We start from the raw sequence: 17,319 nt of genomic DNA on the forward strand, positions 1-17,319 counted from the left end.
TCGCTAAAAACGGTTTGGTTTTATAACTTTGATCGGGATATCTGTGAATTAAAAGACACAGAGTTAAGGAAGGTGTGAACAAGCCCTCTCGCTTCAGCGTGTGGATGCCTCCTCTTTATTCGAGGCAAGTTTCGCCGTCCAATATTGAGCATATTGGTAAGAAAATGAACAAAGAACTAAAGATAGTTTAGCCCTCGCCCTTTGGGTCTTTCAGAGAGTCAGCCTATCTTCGTTAAGAGTGATTGAAAGGTATTAACAAGCCCGCTCACTCTCGCCTTAATAGTCTGTTTCTCTGATAAGACTAAAGCTCATAAGACTTATTCGTAGCTTCCTTAATGTTTTTTATACAATAGATCCCACTACTTTAAAGTGACATTAGCTTCATTGCTGATTACAATTAACTCGATATATCTCTTGGGGTGCCATATTTCTAGTTGTGTTTGACTGGTAATTTGGCTGAGAAGCTTTGCTAACCCATTGAACCTGAACCAGATAATGCTGGCGTAGGAATTGAGATAGCGAGTCTTGTCTTGCCATTTCTGCTGTACGCCGCTCGTAATTGGAGCGACCTGATGTCTTTTAAAAAATCTTTGTTAACTGCCTTTTCTGCATCTGTGATGTTGGTTACAGCAAGTTCTGCTGTTGCTGCATCAACATTAAATGTTTATACCTATGATTCGTTTGCCTCTGACTGGGGCCCGGGTCCAAAAATCAAAACAAAATTCGAAGCGCAATGCGATTGTACTTTGAACTACGTCACGTTGGATTCTTCGGTTGGTATTCTCTCTCGTGTTCAGTTAGAAGGATCAAGTTCTTCGGCTGATGTGGTTTTGGGGTTAGACCTTAATGTAATGGAAGCTGCGAAGAAAACCGGTTTGCTAGCAGAGCACGCAGTGGATACTTCTAAGGTGAATGTTGCTGGTGGGTGGAGCGGCAAATACTTTGTGCCGTTTGACCAAGGCTATTTCGCGTTTATTTACAACAGCGAAACGATGGCGCAACCTCCAAAAAGTCTTAAAGAAGTGATTGAAAATGAAAACTTGAGGGTTATCTATCAAGACCCTCGTACTTCGACACCAGGTCTGGGCTTATTGCTATGGATGAAGTCCGTCTATGGTGACAACGCAGATCAAGCTTGGGAAAAGCTCGCTTCACATACGGTGACGGTGACAAAAGGTTGGTACGATGGATACAGTCTATTCCTGAAAGGCGAAGCGGATGTTGTTCTAAGTTACACTACGTCTCCTGCGTATCATGTTGTTGCGGAAGGTGAAACAAAATACAAGGCGGCACCTGCATCAGAAGGGTTTTATCCACAAGTAGAAGTGGCTGCGATGCTGAAAAACGCTCCGAATAAAGAGCTGGCAAACGAGTTCATGAGCTTTATTTTGACTGCCGAGTTCCAAAACACGGTTGCAACAGGAAATTGGATGTTGCCTGTAATCGATGATGTTGATGAATTGCCTGAAATCTTCGGACAGTTGGAGCAACCAACGAAAGTGCTGATCTTGCCTGCTGATGAAGTAGCGAGACATCGTAAGGCGTGGATTAACGAATGGCTTGATGCGACGACCCGTTAGTAAGTGTTGATTTTCTTGTTGTATATTTCGGAGTTGAGCTGATTTGAAATTGTTTGTTCGTTCTTATTGGCTCGCTTTCGGAGGGTTACTTTCCTATTTAGTTGTAGGTCTCGCCGCTTTTGTATCCTTATTAGCCTACTCGTCACCTGTCGAGTGGTTAGGGTACTTACAAGAGCCGTATCTTTGGCGGCTCATTCGTTTCTCTTTTCTTCAAGCACTGTTAAGTGCTGTCATTAGTATTGCAATCGCTGTTCCCGTTGCATCATGTTTGTATCATCGACATTTTTGGGGGAGACGATTTCTCCTAAATTTGTTTGCTATTTCTATGGTTATTCCCGCGATCATTGCAATTCTCGGTATTGTTATGGTCTATGGTCGAAATGGTGTGCTTAGTGATGTCGCTGACATATTCGGCTTATATGGCTTGTTTGGCATTCTTCTCGCGCATGTTTTCTTTAATATGCCGCTGGCAGTGCGTTTGATTCTTCAAGTGTACCAAATGATTCCGGATGCCCAATGGCGGCTCGCCAGCCAGTTTTCTTTTGGGCGGTGGTATGCTTTTCAGATCATTGAATGGCACTATATTCGAAAAGCCTTACCGGGCGCCTTTGTGCTGATTTTTATGTTGTGCTTTTCGAGTTTTGCGGTGGTCTTAAGCTTAGGTGGCGGCCCTAAATCCAGTACATTAGAAGTTGCGATCTATCAGGCATTGCGATTCGATTTTGATATTGCCAAAGCCAGCTTCTTGTCCTTGCTGCAAATAATCATTTGTTCGAGTATTGCTTGGTGTGTGTATCGCTATTCTCCCGCGTTAGCTCAAGATATAAGTGTGATCGAAGGTCAAAAAAGTGATCTCAAAGGAGGGAAGGTGTCGATGTGTATCGATGTGGCAGCTTGCCTATTGGCATTGTTGTTAATGGTGCCTCCGTTTTTAGCGATCTTTATTCCTGTATTGAGTTCACTGTTTTGGGAAACCTTGCATGATGATGCGCTTTGGCGAGCGCTGCTTGTTTCTCTTAAAATTGCCCTCCCGTCGGCTTTGTTGTCGCTGCTTATTGGGCTGAGTGTGGTTGTTTTGGCGCGTGCGAGTTTGTTAAGTACGCACTATTCAAAATGGTCGCTTCGCTTAGAGCAAATGGGAAATTTTGTTCTAATGGTTCCCAGTATTGTATTGGCAACAGGGTTATTTCTGATTTTACGGAAGTTGGGAATTGGGTTTGATTATACTTTTTGGGTTGTCGTCTGGGTCAATGCGGTAATGGCTTTGCCGTTTGTGATTCGATCTATCGCACCTGTTTTTTATCAGTATGAGAAGCGATACCACTTTTTGTATCGATCTTTGGGGATTAAAGGGCGACATCGATTTGTCTTGGAGTGGCCTTACACTCGATCTGCCTTAGCACAAGGAATGGCCTACGCATTAGTCTTAAGTCTTGGTGACATGGGCGTTGTTGCTCTTTTTGGTAGTCAAGATTTACTATCGCTGCCTTTGTATTTATTTCAGCTGATTGGCTCCTACCGAGTAGAACAAGGCGCATGTGTTGCAATTGTGCTTTTGTTACTTTGTCTCATTTGTTTCTATCTTACTAATCGAATTGTAGGCGGTAAAATTGCTAGAATTTAATCTGCATTATCAATGGGATGATTTTAAAGCGCACTATAGTGGTTCTTTTGATAAAGGTTTTACCTGTTTGCTCGGGGGCAGTGGAGAAGGCAAAAGCACTCTGTTGTACTTGTTAGGCGGATTTCTCAAAGGAGAAGGGCAACTGCGCTTTGATGAGCGTGATGTTTTATCATTTGAGGCAAATGAGAGACCGATAACAACCTTGTTTCAAAGCGATAATGTGTTTCCTCAGTTAAGCGTTTGGGACAATGTGGCAATTGGCGTGCACCCTTCACGAAAGCTATCACTGGACGATCAAAAACGAGTAACGCAGTCTTTAAAGAAGGTTCAGCTTGATCACCTTTCCTCTAAATTTCCGGGTGAATTATCAGGAGGACAGGTACAGAGAGTGTCCATTGCGCGTGCCCTTGTGCGTAAACAACCTATTTTACTATTAGATGAACCTTTTAGCGCATTGGATCCTGCTCTAAGACGAGAGATGCTGAATCTTGTGAAAGAGGTAACGCATGAGCAAGGCTTGATTACCATTATGGTGACTCATTCTCCTGATGATGCTCTTTTTGTAGATGGAAAAATTGTCTTGGTAGAAAATGGGAAGCTTGTTGCGCAAGATGATGCTCAGGTATTAAAAGGAAACAATCGTAACGCTCATTTTGAGCGCTATTTAGGACGTTAACGACAATCTTATTGGTGGTTGCGGTACGTTAATAACCATGAGGTAGTGTGTGTCACAAGAGTATTACAATGTTCGCAAAGGTATTTTTGCAACCATTACATATGCGTTTATCATGTCAATCGCCGCGGTTGGTGCTAAGCATGTCCAAACACAAATATCAGTCGCCGTTCTCGTTTTTTGGCAAAGCCTATTTTGTGTTGTGGTGTTGTTCCCTCAAATGCGCGGTAAGTGGGAAAAACGTTCGTTTGATACAATAAAAATACACATTCTAAGAAGCGTTGGTGGATTTGTTGGTTTTCTCTGTTATTACTGGGCTTTAAATGAAATTCCGCTTGTTGAAGCGTCTCTTCTGCGCAGCTGCGCACCGCTTTGTGTTCCTTTCGTTGTTTTAATTGTACATAAAATTTTCATTCCCAAAGCGCGTTGGGTTCCCTTGCTGGTTGGCTTTGTGGGGGTTGCATTGGTGATTCATCCAACACCAACAAATTTTAACCCTTGGCATATTGTTGGGTTTTTGTCTGCCGTTGGATTGGCTTTTTCTATGATTACAACGCGTATGTTAAGTACGAAAGTCAGCTCTCATGAAACTATGATCGTATATTTCAGTTTTTCAGCAGCGTGTTCCTTGATTATGGCGTTGGCACAAGGCGATTCCATTGCGCTGCCAGTTAATGTCTGGGGTTGGGTGTTGGCGGTTTCAGGAGCGTTGTATGTCGGAATGTACCTCTATACATTAGCCTATACGAGTGCGCCGGCTAGCCTTGTGTCGCCGGTGAGTTATGTGGGAATCGCGTTTTCAGGTTTCTGGGGGTGGGTTATTTGGGGGCATGTGCCTGATGCTTATGCTATTTCAGGCACTGTTTTGATTTTTTTAAGCGTTTTGTTAAGCGCATCCGTTGCCAAAAAACGAGCCTAAACTCTATGGTCAGCAGGAGTTTAGTATCAATTTAATGTTGAGCTTCAAACTTTTTGTTGAGTATCGTGGCTGTTAATATCCCGCCTAAAATAAAGGCAACGCCAACCATGTGAAACACATGAAATTGCTCGCCTAAAAGAGGGATAGAAAGCGCAATACTAAAAACAGGCATCAAGTGTATGAAGTGGCCTGCCGTCGCGGGGCCGAGTTTTTCAATGCCTTTGTTCCAACAAATAAAAGCGGCGATCGAAGCAAATAACGCCATATATAGAAGCACTAACCAGTTGTGATCAGGGATATCTAAGATAGATTGCGTCCCGAATATGGCATATATCGGCGCCTGTGCAAGCGTTCCTATTATCGCTGTAGAAGTAAAAAAAGCATACAGCGACATTTTCTTAGGGCGCTTTGAAAGTAACACCGAATACAAAGCCCAGCTCGTAACGGCCGTGATTACCCACATGTCTCCCTTAGTGATGGTTAAATGCAGTAAGGTATCTAAGCTTCCTCTGCTTACTATGGTCGTTGCGCCAATGGTTGATACTGCGATTCCAATATTTTGCAGTTTGCTTGTTCGAGCTCCGAGCAAAATGCGTGCGACGAGAAGAATGAGAATGGGCATTAAAGAATTGAGGAGTACGGCGTTAGTCACCGTTGTCGTTGTTAGCGCGATGTACAAAAATAGATTGTAATTGCAAACTCCCAGTACCCCCATAAGGGTGAGTAATGGGAGATTTTGCATTAGGATTTTTCTTTCATTAACGAGAGTTCTATAGGTGAAAGGTAAGAGAAATGCGCAAGCCAAAAACCACCTGAAAAACGACAATGTGTAAGGATCCATGCCTTCACTGAGTGTGAGTCTACCTAATACATAGTTGCCTGACCAAAATACAATTGAGAACAGTAAAAAGGTATAGGCGTTAGGGGATTTCAGCATAGTGTTTCGTCATCATATCGAGCGTTAGTGTAGTGGATCAAGAATCGGCTTAATTACGCTTTTTTCGATTTTTTCCAGTTTTGAACTGTCAATCCTAATAAAATACAGACTAATCCAACGAGTGTGGAGATCAGTATTGGTTCGTTGGCAATTTGAGAGAGCCACACAATGGATAAAATGGGTGATAGGAAGATTAAGTTTGCTAACTGGCTGGTTCGATCTGCGCGTTTCATAGCCAAATTCCATAAAATGAAGCTTACTCCCATCTCGAAAAAACCAATATAAACAGACGGTAAGAGCCCTTGCTCGGGCCAATGGTTAAGTTCCCCGGTAAATATTGCATAAAGCACTATAAGGGGTAATGCGAAGCTGAAATTAAGTGTTAAGCCAATCAGTCCAGGGCGCTTATCTTTTGTGTTGATTAACCAATAGAGTGCCCAAATAACCGTACTTATAAGAGCAAGACCTACACCATATAGGTTGGCAAATTCCAGTGATAATACGTTCCCTCGGGTTGCAATATAGAGTACGCCAAAATAACAGAAGGCTGCGGCGATGAGGTCTGCTAAACGTAGCTTTTGCCCCAAAATCGGAATCGCCATAAAGCTTAAGACAATGCCCCAAGTGTAATTGATTGCTTGGGCTTCTTGGGCTGGAAGTTGATTGTACGCATACAGTAATATCAAATAGTAAACGAATGGGTTAATGGCTCCTAAAAGTAAGGATGTTTTCCATTCTGTTTTCCCCATCTCGATGAGTTGTGTCATTTCTTTGTTTTTGATCACGATCAAAAGAAGGAAAACGAAAGACGTGACCGTAGCAACCAAAAGAAGCTGTACGGGTGAATAGTGCTTTAGGGCAAGAGAAAAAGCCGTCGCTACGGTTGACCAAAGTAAGACTGCTCCTAGTCCAAATAACATTGCCTGTTTTTGATTGGTCATTAAATATCCTTAAATGGGTTTGTTTCTTGGTAAGCCTGTTATATAATGCGCGTCCCCGTAAATCAATACTCCTTGTCTCACAGCTTTACACGGGGGAAGCGTGGAGACTAACAATCCATAAGGAGCTTAAATGCGTCATTATGAAATCGTATTTCTGGTTCATCCAGATCAAAGCGAACAAGTTCCAGCAATGGTCGAGCGTTACACTAACTTGATCACTGAAGATGGTGGTCAAGTACACCGTCTTGAAGACTGGGGCCGTCGCCAACTAGCTTACCCTATCAACAAAATTCATAAAGCTCACTATGTTCTTATGAACATCGAAGCTTCTGAAGCAGTGTTAGCTGAGCTAAATGATACTTTCCGTTACAACGATGCGATCATCCGTAACATGGTTATCCGTCGTAAAGATGCGGTAACTGAAGTGTCTCCAATTAAAGCTGCTGAAAGCCGCGAAGACCGTCGCCCTCAGCGTGAAGAGCGTAAACCTGAAGCACCTGCGAAAGAAGAAGCAGCTGCTGAAGATTCAGCTGAATAATATAATTTAATTAGGAGACTCTCATGGCTCGTTTTTTCCGTCGTCGTAAGTTCTGCCGTTTTACAGCAGAAGGCGTTAAAGAGATCGATTACAAAGATCTTGACACTTTGAAAGGTTACATCACTGAAACTGGTAAAATCGTACCTAGCCGTATCACTGGTACTAAAGCTCGTTACCAGCGTCAGCTAGCGACTGCTATCAAACGCGCTCGCTACATTGCTTTGCTTCCTTACACTGACAGCCACTTTAATTAATAGGTCTGTAGAAGCTCTGCTATGAGCGGTTTAGCCGATTGGGTGATGAAAAAGAGAATAAATGCCATTATTTCTGTGGCGGCTTTCTCTGTCATCCCCATTATGTTTTGGTTATCCGCTGCCATTTTAGGTTTGGTAGTGCTTCGAAAAGGTGTAAGTGAAGGAATACCTGTATTTGCCTGGGGAGGTTTGCCCGCTTTATTGTTGTGGTACTTCCAAGGCGATGCAACAGCACTAATGGTACTGTTTGATACTTTGTTGTTGGCTTTTATATTAAGGCTAAAAGTATCATGGAGTTGGGTTTTGTTGTCGGCAAGTTGGTTGGCAATCATTTCCTCTTGGGTGTACCCCCTGATTATGCGTGACATGTTGGAGTTCATCACTGAGCTTAGTCAGCAGGTCATTGCAAATCAGAAGGATGCAGTTGAGCTTTCTAAAGAAACGATATTTCAGCTGTCTGTGACGGCAATATCGGTTGTACAGGTTTATATTGCTGTAGCCGCTTTATTTTTAGCTAGGCGATGGCAAGCAAGTTTGTATAACCCTGGAGGGTTCAAAAGAGAGTTTCATATGCTGAGGCTCCCAGTCGTATTTGCGCTCGTACTTGTTACGATGGTGCTTATTGGGGAGAGTCTAGAAGGTTCATTTGAAATTTTTGCTAAGGCCGCTATTCCTGCTCTTGTGTTGCCAGGCTTGGCTCTTGTACATGGTATTCTAGCAAAAAAAAGAATTGGGTTGGCCGGATTGGTGTTGTTCTATTTAATCGGCATATTTGTATTGAATGTCTATTTTTTAAGTATCGTGATGGTATTAGCCATTATTGATAGCTTTGTGGACATTCGCAGTCGTATTAAAGCGAACCCTTCTGGCTCAAACGAAAGCTAAAGATTTTATTAGAGGTGATCGAGATGAATGTAATTCTACTCGACAAAGTAAACAAGCTAGGCGGTATCGGTGACGTTGTTGCTGTTAAACCAGGTTATGCTCGTAACTTTTTGATTCCGAACAACAAAGCTGTAATGGCTACTAAAGTTAACTTGGCGACATTCGAAGAACGTCGTGCTGAGTTAGAAGCTCAAGCTGCAGAACGTACTGCTCAATCGCAAACACGCGCTGATGCTATCAATGGTAAGGTAATTACTATTGAAGCGAACGCTGGCGACGAAGGTAAATTGTTCGGTTCTATCGGTACTCGTGATATCGCTGATGCAATTTCTGCAACAGGTGCTGAAGTATCTAAATCAGAAGTTCGTCTTCCTGAAGGTGCGATTCGTCACACTGGTTCTTTCGAAGTTGATGTACAGTTGCACACAGACGTTGTCGCTACTGTTACTTTGGAAGTAACTGCACAGTAATACTGATAATAACGTTTTCGTTATTGTATATAGTATTGAAAAAGGGCATCCACATTCTGGATGCCCTTTTTTTATGGTTGATGTTAAGCTTCGATTTGCATCGATCAAAGTGGGGGAGTCGCCCCAATTTTCTTAGATTAGATTCATAGACCTACTATAAAGAGTAATAAAACGTGCAAGAAGACGACAGTGTAGCCAGCATTAAACTCCCTCCGTATTCAATTGAAGCAGAAAGATCGGTTGTCGGTGGTTTAATGCTTGATCCGGAGGCTTGGGATCGAGTATCCGAGTTGGTGGTGGCTGATGATTTTTATCGACCGGAACATAATCGCATTTTCTCTGTTATCGCAAAGCTAGCAGATGAGGTTGAACCCATTGATGTCGTGACGATCGGTGAAAGACTGGATAAGCGCGGAGAGCTAGAAGACATTGGCGGAATGGCTTACCTTATTGAAATGGTTGAAGCGACTCCAAGTGCTGCGAACATTGCGTCTTATGCTGATATTGTAAGAGAAAGAGCGCTCTTAAGACGGTTGATTTCAACAACCAATGAAATTACAGACAGAGCGTTCCATCCAGAAGGAATGAACGCTGCCGAAGTGCTTGATGAGGCGGAACGGAAGATTTTCCAGATCGCAGAAGGTGGCGAAAAGAAAGGCGGCCCACGAGAAGTAGCGGATATTCTGAGCGCTACCGTCGACAAGATTGACGAGTTATATCATCAAGAAGGTTCTATCACAGGTCTGAGTACTGGGTTTACTGACTTAGACGCAATGACATCTGGCCTACAGCCAGCCGATTTGGTGATCGTTGCTGGGCGTCCTTCGATGGGTAAGACCACGTTTGCGATGAACTTGGTTGAAAATGCCGCGATGATCAGCGAGCTTCCCGTTATCGTATTTAGTCTAGAGATGCCTGCCGAGCAGCTGATGATGCGTATGCTTTCGTCTCTAGGTCGTATTGATCAGACTCGAATGAGATCGGGCCAGCTAATTCAGGAAGATTGGGATAAGCTGATGTCCGCTGTGAAAATGCTGAAAGACCGTAAGCTATTCATCGACGATACAGGCGGTATCAGCCCGACGGAAATGCGTTCTCGCGTTCGAAGAATCGCCAGAGAACACGGCGGTGTTGCAATGATCATGGTCGATTACTTACAGCTAATGCAGATTCCTGGTTTTACCGAAGGTCGTACCAATGAGATCTCAGAAATATCTCGATCTTTAAAGGCCATTGCTAAAGAAATGAGTTGTCCAATGGTTGCTCTTTCTCAGTTGAACCGTAGTTTGGAGCAGCGACCAAACAAACGTCCAGTAAACTCAGATTTGAGGGAATCTGGAGCGATAGAGCAGGATGCGGATGTTATTTCATTTGTTTATCGTGACGAGGTTTACCACGAAGATACGCCTTACAAAGGGATCGCTGAGATCATAATTGGTAAGCAGCGTAATGGTCCTATCGGCACCTGTCGATTGGCGTTTGTCGGTAAGCATACGCGATTTGAAGATTTGGCTCCTGATGCCTACCAAGATTTTGGTGATGATTAATAAAAAATCGTAGTAATCAACTGATAGCGTTGATTCTCTGTTATAACAATTATTAGTCGGCGCCGCGGATTGTTCATGCTATTAATATAGATCGTTGCGAATAACTAAAATTATCTAAGGTCGAGAAGAATATGCGTAAGATGCCTGTAACAAATCGAGAAAATGATTTCTCGAATGACATGGTGTTGGTTTCAAGTACTGATGTCAAAGGACGTATTACATTTGTAAACGATGCATTTTGTAAGGTGGCGGGCTATGAGCGAGAAGAGCTTATGGGAGCACCTCATAATGTAATTCGTCATCCTGATGTACCTCCTGCGGTCTTTGCTGATATGTGGGCAAACTTAAAGCAAGGTAATAGCTGGATGGGGCTCGTTAAAAATCGCTGTCACAATGGTGATCATTATTGGGTCAGTGCTCATGTCAGTCCGCTTTTAGATAATGGCAAAGTTATTGGTTATGAGTCTGTTCGCCGTAAAGCGACCGCAGATGAGAAAAAACACGCACAAACAGTTTACGATCGGGTGAACTCTGGGAAATCCGTAGCCCCTTTGATGACTAAGCTTAACTCTACGTTAGTTCAGCAGCTTTGGATTAGTGCGCTGCTTTTTGCAGTTATCGGTTTGGCTGGATTGACCAGTTCTTTCTTGGCGTTGCAAATCATTGCTCCACTTATCGCTCTAATTGGATTTCTCTTAACGTTTGCTCAGAGATCTGAGTTAATGTCGACATTGCAAGCGTTGCCAGCGGAAGCACATAACCCAATAGGGCAATTTTTGTATTGTAAGAGCGTTGGAGCTCAATCTGCTATTCGATTTGCTCAACTGCATAAAGAGGCTGCCGCGCATACCTTCCGATATCGATTGGCGGAAGGGTCATTACAACTCAGAAATCGTGCGTCGCAAGCAAAAGGCAATGTAACGAACAACCTTTCAAACTTTAGTAAACAGAGGGAAACCTACGCGAGTGTTGCGTCAGCAACCTCCCAGATGCTTGCTAGTGTCAATTCCATCTCTGAAAATGTTCGGTTAGCAGCAGAAGAAACAGAAGCTGTTAGTGTACAAGCGCGGGACAGTCAAACACTTGCTCAAGATACGGGCGCAACCATCCGCAAAGTGTATCAAGAGATTAGCGATGCGAAAAAAGTGGTTGATGTGTTAGCCAAGCAAAGCGACAAAATAAACGATCTTGTAAACTCGATAAGTGATATTGCAGAACAAACAAATCTTCTGGCGTTGAATGCTGCAATTGAGTCTGCTCGGGCAGGTGAAGCCGGTCGTGGTTTTGCTGTTGTTGCGGATGAGGTTCGAGCGCTCGCTATACGAACTCAGAATGCAACGCAAAGCATTAATGAAATGACCGAAGAGCTAAAGCAAAATACACATAACGTCTTAAATACGATAGATAAAGGAACCGACGTAGCGCAACTGGGTGTTGAGCGTATTAACTCCGTTGCCGAGAACATGGTTGAAATCGAAACAGCCATTGTTAAAGTGGTTGACATGACTTCGCAAATTAACGTCGCAACTAATGAGCAAACACAAGTAGCCGAAGCGCTTAATGAGCAAATGCATCAGGTTGAACAGCTTAGCTTGCAAGCCAGTGAAAGAGCTCAAAGCATTGTGTTAAACATCTCCCATATTGAAGAAGAGGCTTACGAGCAAGGAAACCTCGCGGAGCGAATGAAGCAGTAGTTTAGTTGTTTACACAAAGGCGCTACGAAGGCTCACATCTAGATGTTGCTCTATGGGAGTGAGCTTTTTTGTAGTCTAGGGTAATTGATAGGGACTAGAGCGCATATCTGATAGAATCCCTGTCTTCCGGTGATCACGTTGATAACGCCGGATTTACCTAAGACTAGGAAGCATTTTGAATAACAATGATATCTTACGCCGTGTACGTTACACATTTGATTTAAAAGACAATGTAGTAAGAGACGTTTTCTCTTTAGCAGACTTTAATGTGACAGATGAACAAATCGCTTGTTGGCTGAAAAAAGACGACGATGGCGCTTTTGTTGAATTAAACGACAAAGAGTTGGCTGCATTTTTAAACGGTTATATCAATTTTAAACGTGGCAAGCGTGAAGGTGAGCAGCCGAGATTGGAAGAGACGTTGAATAACAATGTTATATTCCAGAAGCTGCGCATCGCTTTGAACCTGAAAGCGGAAGATATTTTAGAAATTATGCAGCTTGCGGAATTCCGTTTAAGTAAGCATGAACTTAGCGCGTTTTTCCGTAAGCCTGATAACCGTCATTATAGAGAGTGCAAAGACCAAATTCTTCGGAATTTTTTGCAAGGCCTTCAGCGAAAATATCGTCCTAGCTAATTTCGGAGCCGTTCGAAATTGAAAGGTACTGTCTAATAAAGTGACTTAGCTCGTTATCTACTTTTTACTGCTTGTCATCTAAATTAATAGAGTCATGGCTCTTGAGCTCAAGTTCGAAGCCCTGACTCTATTGCTTGGTGCTATATCTGCCGTTATTGATCGTGATCACGCAGTTTTAATTCAGCTGTGAAGCGACGTCGAAAATAGCATCACTAAGCTTTTTAATCTCTTGCTCGGTAATGATGTACGGAGGCATCAGATAGATGAGCTTCCCAAAAGGACGAATCCATACGCCTTTCTCAACGAATTTAGGCTGGATCTCATGCTGGTTTACGGGCGAGTCAAGCTCGACGACTCCGATAGCACCGATGCACCTAACGTCCTTAACATTGGGGAGTGTCTCGCATCGGTTCAGATGATTGTTCAGCCAGCTTTCTATTTGGCTGATTTTCGATATCACGTTGTCTGATTCTATAAGCTCTAAACTGGCATTTGCGACGCTGCATGCCATTGCATTGCCCATAAATGTTGGTCCGTGCATAAAGACGCCGTCGTTGTCGCTGATGCCCATTGCAACTCTGTCGTTGGTGAGCGTGGCGGCTAATGTCATATAGCCCCCCGTGAGAGCTTTACCAACACACATTAAATCTGGCGAAATAGAGCAGTGGTCAGTAGCAAACATTTTTCCAGTTCGGCCAAATCCGGTCGCAATTTCATCAAAGATTAAGAGAATATTGTATTGATCGCAAAGTGCACGGATCTCGTCTAAGTAACGTGGGTTGTAAAAACGCATGCCTCCCGCGTTTTGAACGACGGGTTCGATAATGAAGCCTGCTAGTACCTCATGATGCTGTTTAAAAAGTGTTTCTACTTCTTCTAAGTAGGTCTCATTCACTGGCGCATTAAAACCAGTAGGAGGGGCGCTAACAAAGTGCTGTGAGGTCAGTGCTTTGCTGAACAAGCCATGCATGCCATTGACAGGATCGCACACTGACATGGCGGCAAATGTGTCTCCGTGATAACCGCTACGAGGTGTCGCGAAATGTTGTTTTTCTGGGTGTCCTTGAGTGTTCCAGTACTGAATGGCCATTTTTAGTGCGACTTCGACTGAAACCGAGCCAGAATCGGATAGAAACACGCGCTGAAGGCCTTGAGGAGATACATTGACCAGCTTTTCGGCTAATTCAATTGCGGGACGATGAGTCAGCCCGCCAAACATGACGTGTGCAAAATCGTCCACTTGGCCCTTTATTGCTTGATTTAACTTCGGGTGGTTGTATCCATGAATTACACTCCACCATGAAGACATGCCGTCGACGAGTATTTCGCCCGTCGCCAGTGTTATTTCATAACCGCTGGCACTGTCGACAAGAAAATGCGGGGCTGGGTTGGTCATAGATGTATAAGGATGCCAAAGGAGTTGTTTGTCTAACTCAATGTAATCATTGATGCTTTTCATGAGAGCCTGCGTAGTGTTTTCGTGGCTGATGGTGTTTCAGGGCGTATTTTCTACTAAGGGTGCTGTATGAGTCGTGTCAAAATTGCCTTAGCTTTGGGCATGGTATCCAAACTTAAGTCTTATAGCCAGTCTCGTTGTGAATAGTCTATTTGCAGTGTTTACAACGAGGCTGGGGTTCTAGCAAAGACCCAAACATCAACGCGGGATGCGCCAGCTTTCAATAAAGAGTGGGTGCATGCTTCTAGCGTTGAGCCTGTGGTCATGACATCGTCAATCAAGGCGACGTGCCCTTGAATTTGCTCTGGACACTGAAACAGCGAAGATGGAATGGCAAGGCGTCGAGTACGTGTTTGTTGGTGTTGAGGAGCGGTGTGTATTTGCTTTTTCAGATAGAGGCGATTTATTGGTTTGTTAAGTTCAATGGTATGGTACAACGACTGTTTGAGTGTTTTGTAGACTATGTCATTGCTGCATTTTCCTCGCTCTCTTACTCTATTGATGTGGCTGGGTACGGTGGCCCAATGAGTAGGGAGGTGCTCTCCATAATGTTCGCAAATTTTTTGAGCTAATATGTCGCTGTATATTCTAAAATAGTGGTGTTGATTGTGAAATTTAGCGGCACGAATCAAATGGCTGTTGGTGCTTTCGTAATCTGTCGCGACGAGGCAGGATTGCCAAGGTCGTTTAGAGGATTGGCACTTTCCACATAAAGAGAGAAACTCTCCCTTAGTTCCGCATCCTGAGCAGCGATCGTCTTTTGTGTCTAGTAGAGGTTGGCACCATGTGCAAAGTGTTGATGAGCTGGGTTGTCGGCACAAATAGCAGTGTTTTAAAAAGAATCTGTAGTAAACCACACTAAAAAGTTTGGTTGACAGATGAGACCAGTCCATTAATATTGCACTCCATTGCAAAGTTGATTTTGAGGGTATTATGTCCGTTACTGAATATTTGACACCACGTTATAACTGGACATCGGCGGAACTGCAGGCGTTATTTGATCTTCCGTTTATGGATTTGTTGTTTAAAGCTCAATCTGTTCATCGCGAGAACTTTAAGCCAAATCAAGTGCAAGTCAGCACGCTTTTATCCATAAAAACAGGTGCTTGCCCTGAAGATTGCAAGTATTGCCCTCAAAGTGGCCACTATAATACAGAGCTTGAAAAAGAAAAGCTCATGGAAGTTCAAAAAGTTTTAGAAGAAGCATCAGCTGCAAAGGAAAAAGGCGCAACGCGTTTTTGTATGGGTGCCGCTTGGAAACATCCTTCTAAAAAAGATTTTCCTTACGTGTTGGAAATGGTTAAAGGGGTTAAAAGCCTAGGTCTTGAATCTTGTGTAACGCTTGGCACGTTGACGGATGAACAGGCAAAAGAATTGTCTGGCGCAGGGTTGGATTATTACAATCATAACTTGGACACCTCTCCTGAATATTACGATAGCATTATTAGTACCCGTAGTTATCAAGAGCGTTTGGATACCTTGTCTCGCGTACGCGACTCCGGCATCAAACTATGTTGTGGCGGTATTATGGGTATGGGAGAAGAGCAAAAAGATCGCGTAGGCCTGCTACGTCAGCTTTCTCAAATGACACCTCACCCTGAAAGTGTTCCAATCAATATGCTGGTTAAGGTTGCAGGCACGCCACTTGAGAATGTGGATGATTTGGATGAGTTTGATTTCATTCGTACCATTGCTGTTGCACGAATTATTATGCCGACGTCTCACGTTCGTTTGTCTGCGGGCCGTCAAGGGATGTCCGAGCAGACACAGGCTCTTTGTTTTATGGCGGGCGCTAACTCTATTTTCTATGGAGAGAAATTGCTAACAACGGATAACCCTGAAGCGGATCAGGACCGTATGTTGTTTAAGAAACTGGGCATTAATCCAGAACAGCGCGAAGAGCATTCTGATGAAGCGGTTGTTGAGGCAATCGAAAGTCAGGTGCGTGAGCAGGCTGAAGCCAAAATGTTTTATGATGCCAGTGCTTAGGCCGCTTCCAGACTGGATATCGAGCTCGGTTGAAGAAAGAAAAAAAGCGAGCTTGCATCGCGAGACTGAGGTGATAGATGCGCCTCAGTCTATCTCACCGACTATTGATGGTACTCCATTCCTTTCTTTTTGTTCGAATGATTACCTTGGCCTAGCTGCTCACCCTACTTTGATCAATGCACTTGCAGAAGGTGCTGAGATTTATGGTGTAGGGAGTGGAGCTTCTCATTTAGTATGTGGTCATCTATCTCCTCATGATGAGTTAGAACGAGCATTAAGTGATTGGCTAGGTGTAGAGCGGGTAATGCTGTTCAGTACTGGGTACATGGCAAACCTTGCCGTATTGAGCGCTTTGGGTCGTCACTGTGAAACAGTTATACAGGATAAGTTAAATCACGCGTCCTTGATTGATGGAGCGTTGTTGAGTGATGCTTCTGTTCGTCGCTATCTGCACGCTGATTTGAGCAGCGCTCGCAAACTGATTGAGAAGCAGTCATCTCCTTCAATGGTGGTGACAGATGGTATTTTCAGTATGGACGGAGATATCGCACCAATAGATGGTTTGATAAATCTATTGTCTGATAGTAAGCACTTACTCATAGTGGATGATGCTCATGGGCTGGGATGTCTTGGAGATCAAGGGTTAGGTACTCTTGATGAGCAGGGCATCGCGGCATCCTCTGTCTCAGCGTTGATCGGCACCTTTGGAAAAGCGTTTGGAGCAGCAGGCGCGTTTGTTGCGTGCTCAAATGCAATGGCAGAATACTTAACTCAATTTGCACGCCCTTATATCTATACGACGGCGATGTCTCCTGCGATGGCGTACGCCTCGAAATCAAGCCTTGATTTAATACGGTCAAAAGAAGGGGATGAGTTACGCAGCCGCCTTAATTCAAATATCTCGCTTTTCAAAGAGTGTATGGCTTCGCTACCGTTTGAACTAATGCCTTCAGACAGTGCAATACAACCGATCATGATCGGAGCTAGCGATCGAGCGATTGAGTTAAGTGCAGCATTGCGAGAAGAGGGAATTTTATGTACCGCTATACGACCACCAACTGTGCCGAATAATCAGGCTAGACTTCGAATTACGTTAAGTGCTGCGCACCGTCATGACGATATTAAACGCTTGTGTGATACGCTTGAAAGATTAGCAAATTAAGGTTTATTTACAT

The 17,319-nt window shown here is 43.7% G+C and carries 17 protein-coding genes and 1 riboswitch; of the genes, 13 read left to right on the forward strand and 4 right to left on the reverse strand.

All coding sequences use genetic code 11. From position 1 onward, the window contains the following. Positions 1–405: 405 nt before the first annotated feature. A riboswitch (TPP riboswitch) is annotated at positions 406–528 on the forward strand. A gap of 44 nt (positions 529–572) precedes the next feature. The 4 genes from thiB to DFP79_RS09345 are packed head-to-tail and all read left to right on the forward strand — an operon-like array spanning position 573 to position 4,796. After that, positions 573–1,580, forward strand: coding sequence for a thiamine ABC transporter substrate binding subunit (thiB, locus tag DFP79_RS09330; protein WP_133503686.1), 1,008 nt, complete (start codon positions 573–575; stop codon positions 1,578–1,580). A gap of 43 nt (positions 1,581–1,623) precedes the next feature. After that, positions 1,624–3,204 carry a thiamine/thiamine pyrophosphate ABC transporter permease gene (gene thiP / locus DFP79_RS09335; protein WP_133503687.1) on the forward strand — a complete coding sequence of 527 codons (1,581 nt, stop codon included), beginning with the start codon at positions 1,624–1,626 and terminating at the stop codon, positions 3,202–3,204. After that, complete coding sequence (locus DFP79_RS09340) at positions 3,191–3,880, forward strand: thiamine ABC transporter ATP-binding protein (protein ID WP_133503688.1); 690 nt, start codon at positions 3,191–3,193, stop codon at positions 3,878–3,880. The genes thiP and DFP79_RS09340 overlap by 14 nt, the downstream gene beginning before the upstream one ends. A gap of 49 nt (positions 3,881–3,929) precedes the next feature. Next, positions 3,930–4,796, forward strand: a complete 867-nt coding sequence (locus DFP79_RS09345; RefSeq protein ID WP_133503689.1) for a DMT family transporter — start codon at positions 3,930–3,932, stop codon at positions 4,794–4,796. Between the two features lie 31 nt (positions 4,797–4,827). Here DFP79_RS09345 and DFP79_RS09350 read toward each other — a convergent pair whose 3' ends face one another. Next, complete coding sequence (locus DFP79_RS09350; protein ID WP_243730239.1) at positions 4,828–5,733, reverse strand: DMT family transporter; 906 nt, start codon at positions 5,731–5,733, stop codon at positions 4,828–4,830. A gap of 53 nt (positions 5,734–5,786) precedes the next feature. Continuing rightward, positions 5,787–6,674 carry a DMT family transporter gene (locus tag DFP79_RS09355; RefSeq protein WP_133503690.1) on the reverse strand — a complete coding sequence of 296 codons (888 nt, stop codon included), beginning with the start codon at positions 6,672–6,674 and terminating at the stop codon, positions 5,787–5,789. A 130-nt stretch (positions 6,675–6,804) separates the two neighbouring features. Here DFP79_RS09355 and rpsF point away from each other — a divergent pair, with 130 nt between their 5' ends. The 7 genes from rpsF (at position 6,805) to DFP79_RS09390 (ending at position 12,699) form a co-directional block, all read left to right on the forward strand. Further along, complete coding sequence (rpsF, locus tag DFP79_RS09360) at positions 6,805–7,212, forward strand: 30S ribosomal protein S6 (RefSeq protein WP_133503691.1); 408 nt, start codon at positions 6,805–6,807, stop codon at positions 7,210–7,212. Between the two features lie 23 nt (positions 7,213–7,235). Continuing rightward, positions 7,236–7,466 (forward strand): 30S ribosomal protein S18, encoded by a 231-nt coding sequence (rpsR, locus tag DFP79_RS09365; protein ID WP_013662377.1) that lies wholly within the window; start codon positions 7,236–7,238, stop codon positions 7,464–7,466. Positions 7,467–7,487: 21 nt separating this feature from the next. Further along, a complete protein-coding gene (locus DFP79_RS09370) occupies positions 7,488–8,351 on the forward strand; it encodes a YybS family protein (protein WP_133503692.1) in 864 nt (287 codons plus the stop codon). A gap of 23 nt (positions 8,352–8,374) precedes the next feature. Continuing rightward, entirely contained in the window at positions 8,375–8,821 is a 447-nt protein-coding gene (gene rplI, locus DFP79_RS09375; protein ID WP_133503693.1) for a 50S ribosomal protein L9, read from the forward strand. Between the two features lie 173 nt (positions 8,822–8,994). Continuing rightward, positions 8,995–10,368 carry a replicative DNA helicase gene (gene dnaB, locus DFP79_RS09380; protein ID WP_133503694.1) on the forward strand — a complete coding sequence of 458 codons (1,374 nt, stop codon included), beginning with the start codon at positions 8,995–8,997 and terminating at the stop codon, positions 10,366–10,368. 131 nt (positions 10,369–10,499) lie between these two features. Then, a complete protein-coding gene (locus DFP79_RS09385; protein WP_133503695.1) occupies positions 10,500–12,062 on the forward strand; it encodes a methyl-accepting chemotaxis protein in 1,563 nt (520 codons plus the stop codon). A gap of 175 nt (positions 12,063–12,237) precedes the next feature. Further along, positions 12,238–12,699, forward strand: coding sequence for a YehS family protein (locus tag DFP79_RS09390; RefSeq protein ID WP_133503696.1), 462 nt, complete (start codon positions 12,238–12,240; stop codon positions 12,697–12,699). A gap of 175 nt (positions 12,700–12,874) precedes the next feature. Here DFP79_RS09390 and bioA read toward each other — a convergent pair whose 3' ends face one another. Next, positions 12,875–14,158 (reverse strand): adenosylmethionine--8-amino-7-oxononanoate transaminase, encoded by a 1,284-nt coding sequence (gene bioA / locus DFP79_RS09395; RefSeq protein WP_133503697.1) that lies wholly within the window; start codon positions 14,156–14,158, stop codon positions 12,875–12,877. 158 nt (positions 14,159–14,316) lie between these two features. Continuing rightward, positions 14,317–15,048 (reverse strand): ComF family protein, encoded by a 732-nt coding sequence (locus DFP79_RS09400; RefSeq protein WP_133503698.1) that lies wholly within the window; start codon positions 15,046–15,048, stop codon positions 14,317–14,319. Between the two features lie 40 nt (positions 15,049–15,088). Here DFP79_RS09400 and bioB point away from each other — a divergent pair, with 40 nt between their 5' ends. Together bioB and bioF are read left to right on the forward strand one after the other, a co-directional pair. Beyond that, the gene (gene bioB, locus DFP79_RS09405) at positions 15,089–16,144 is read left to right on the forward strand and encodes a biotin synthase BioB (protein WP_133503699.1); all 1,056 of its coding nucleotides are present in this window, start codon (positions 15,089–15,091) and stop codon (positions 16,142–16,144) included. Further along, positions 16,101–17,306 carry an 8-amino-7-oxononanoate synthase gene (bioF, locus tag DFP79_RS09410; protein WP_243730240.1) on the forward strand — a complete coding sequence of 402 codons (1,206 nt, stop codon included), beginning with the start codon at positions 16,101–16,103 and terminating at the stop codon, positions 17,304–17,306. Before bioB ends, bioF begins: the two co-directional genes overlap by 44 nt. Positions 17,307–17,319: the final 13 nt, after the last annotated feature.

This window comes from Marinomonas balearica (genome assembly GCF_004362145.1).
GTDB classification, from domain to species: Bacteria; Pseudomonadota; Gammaproteobacteria; order Pseudomonadales; family Marinomonadaceae; genus Marinomonas; species Marinomonas balearica.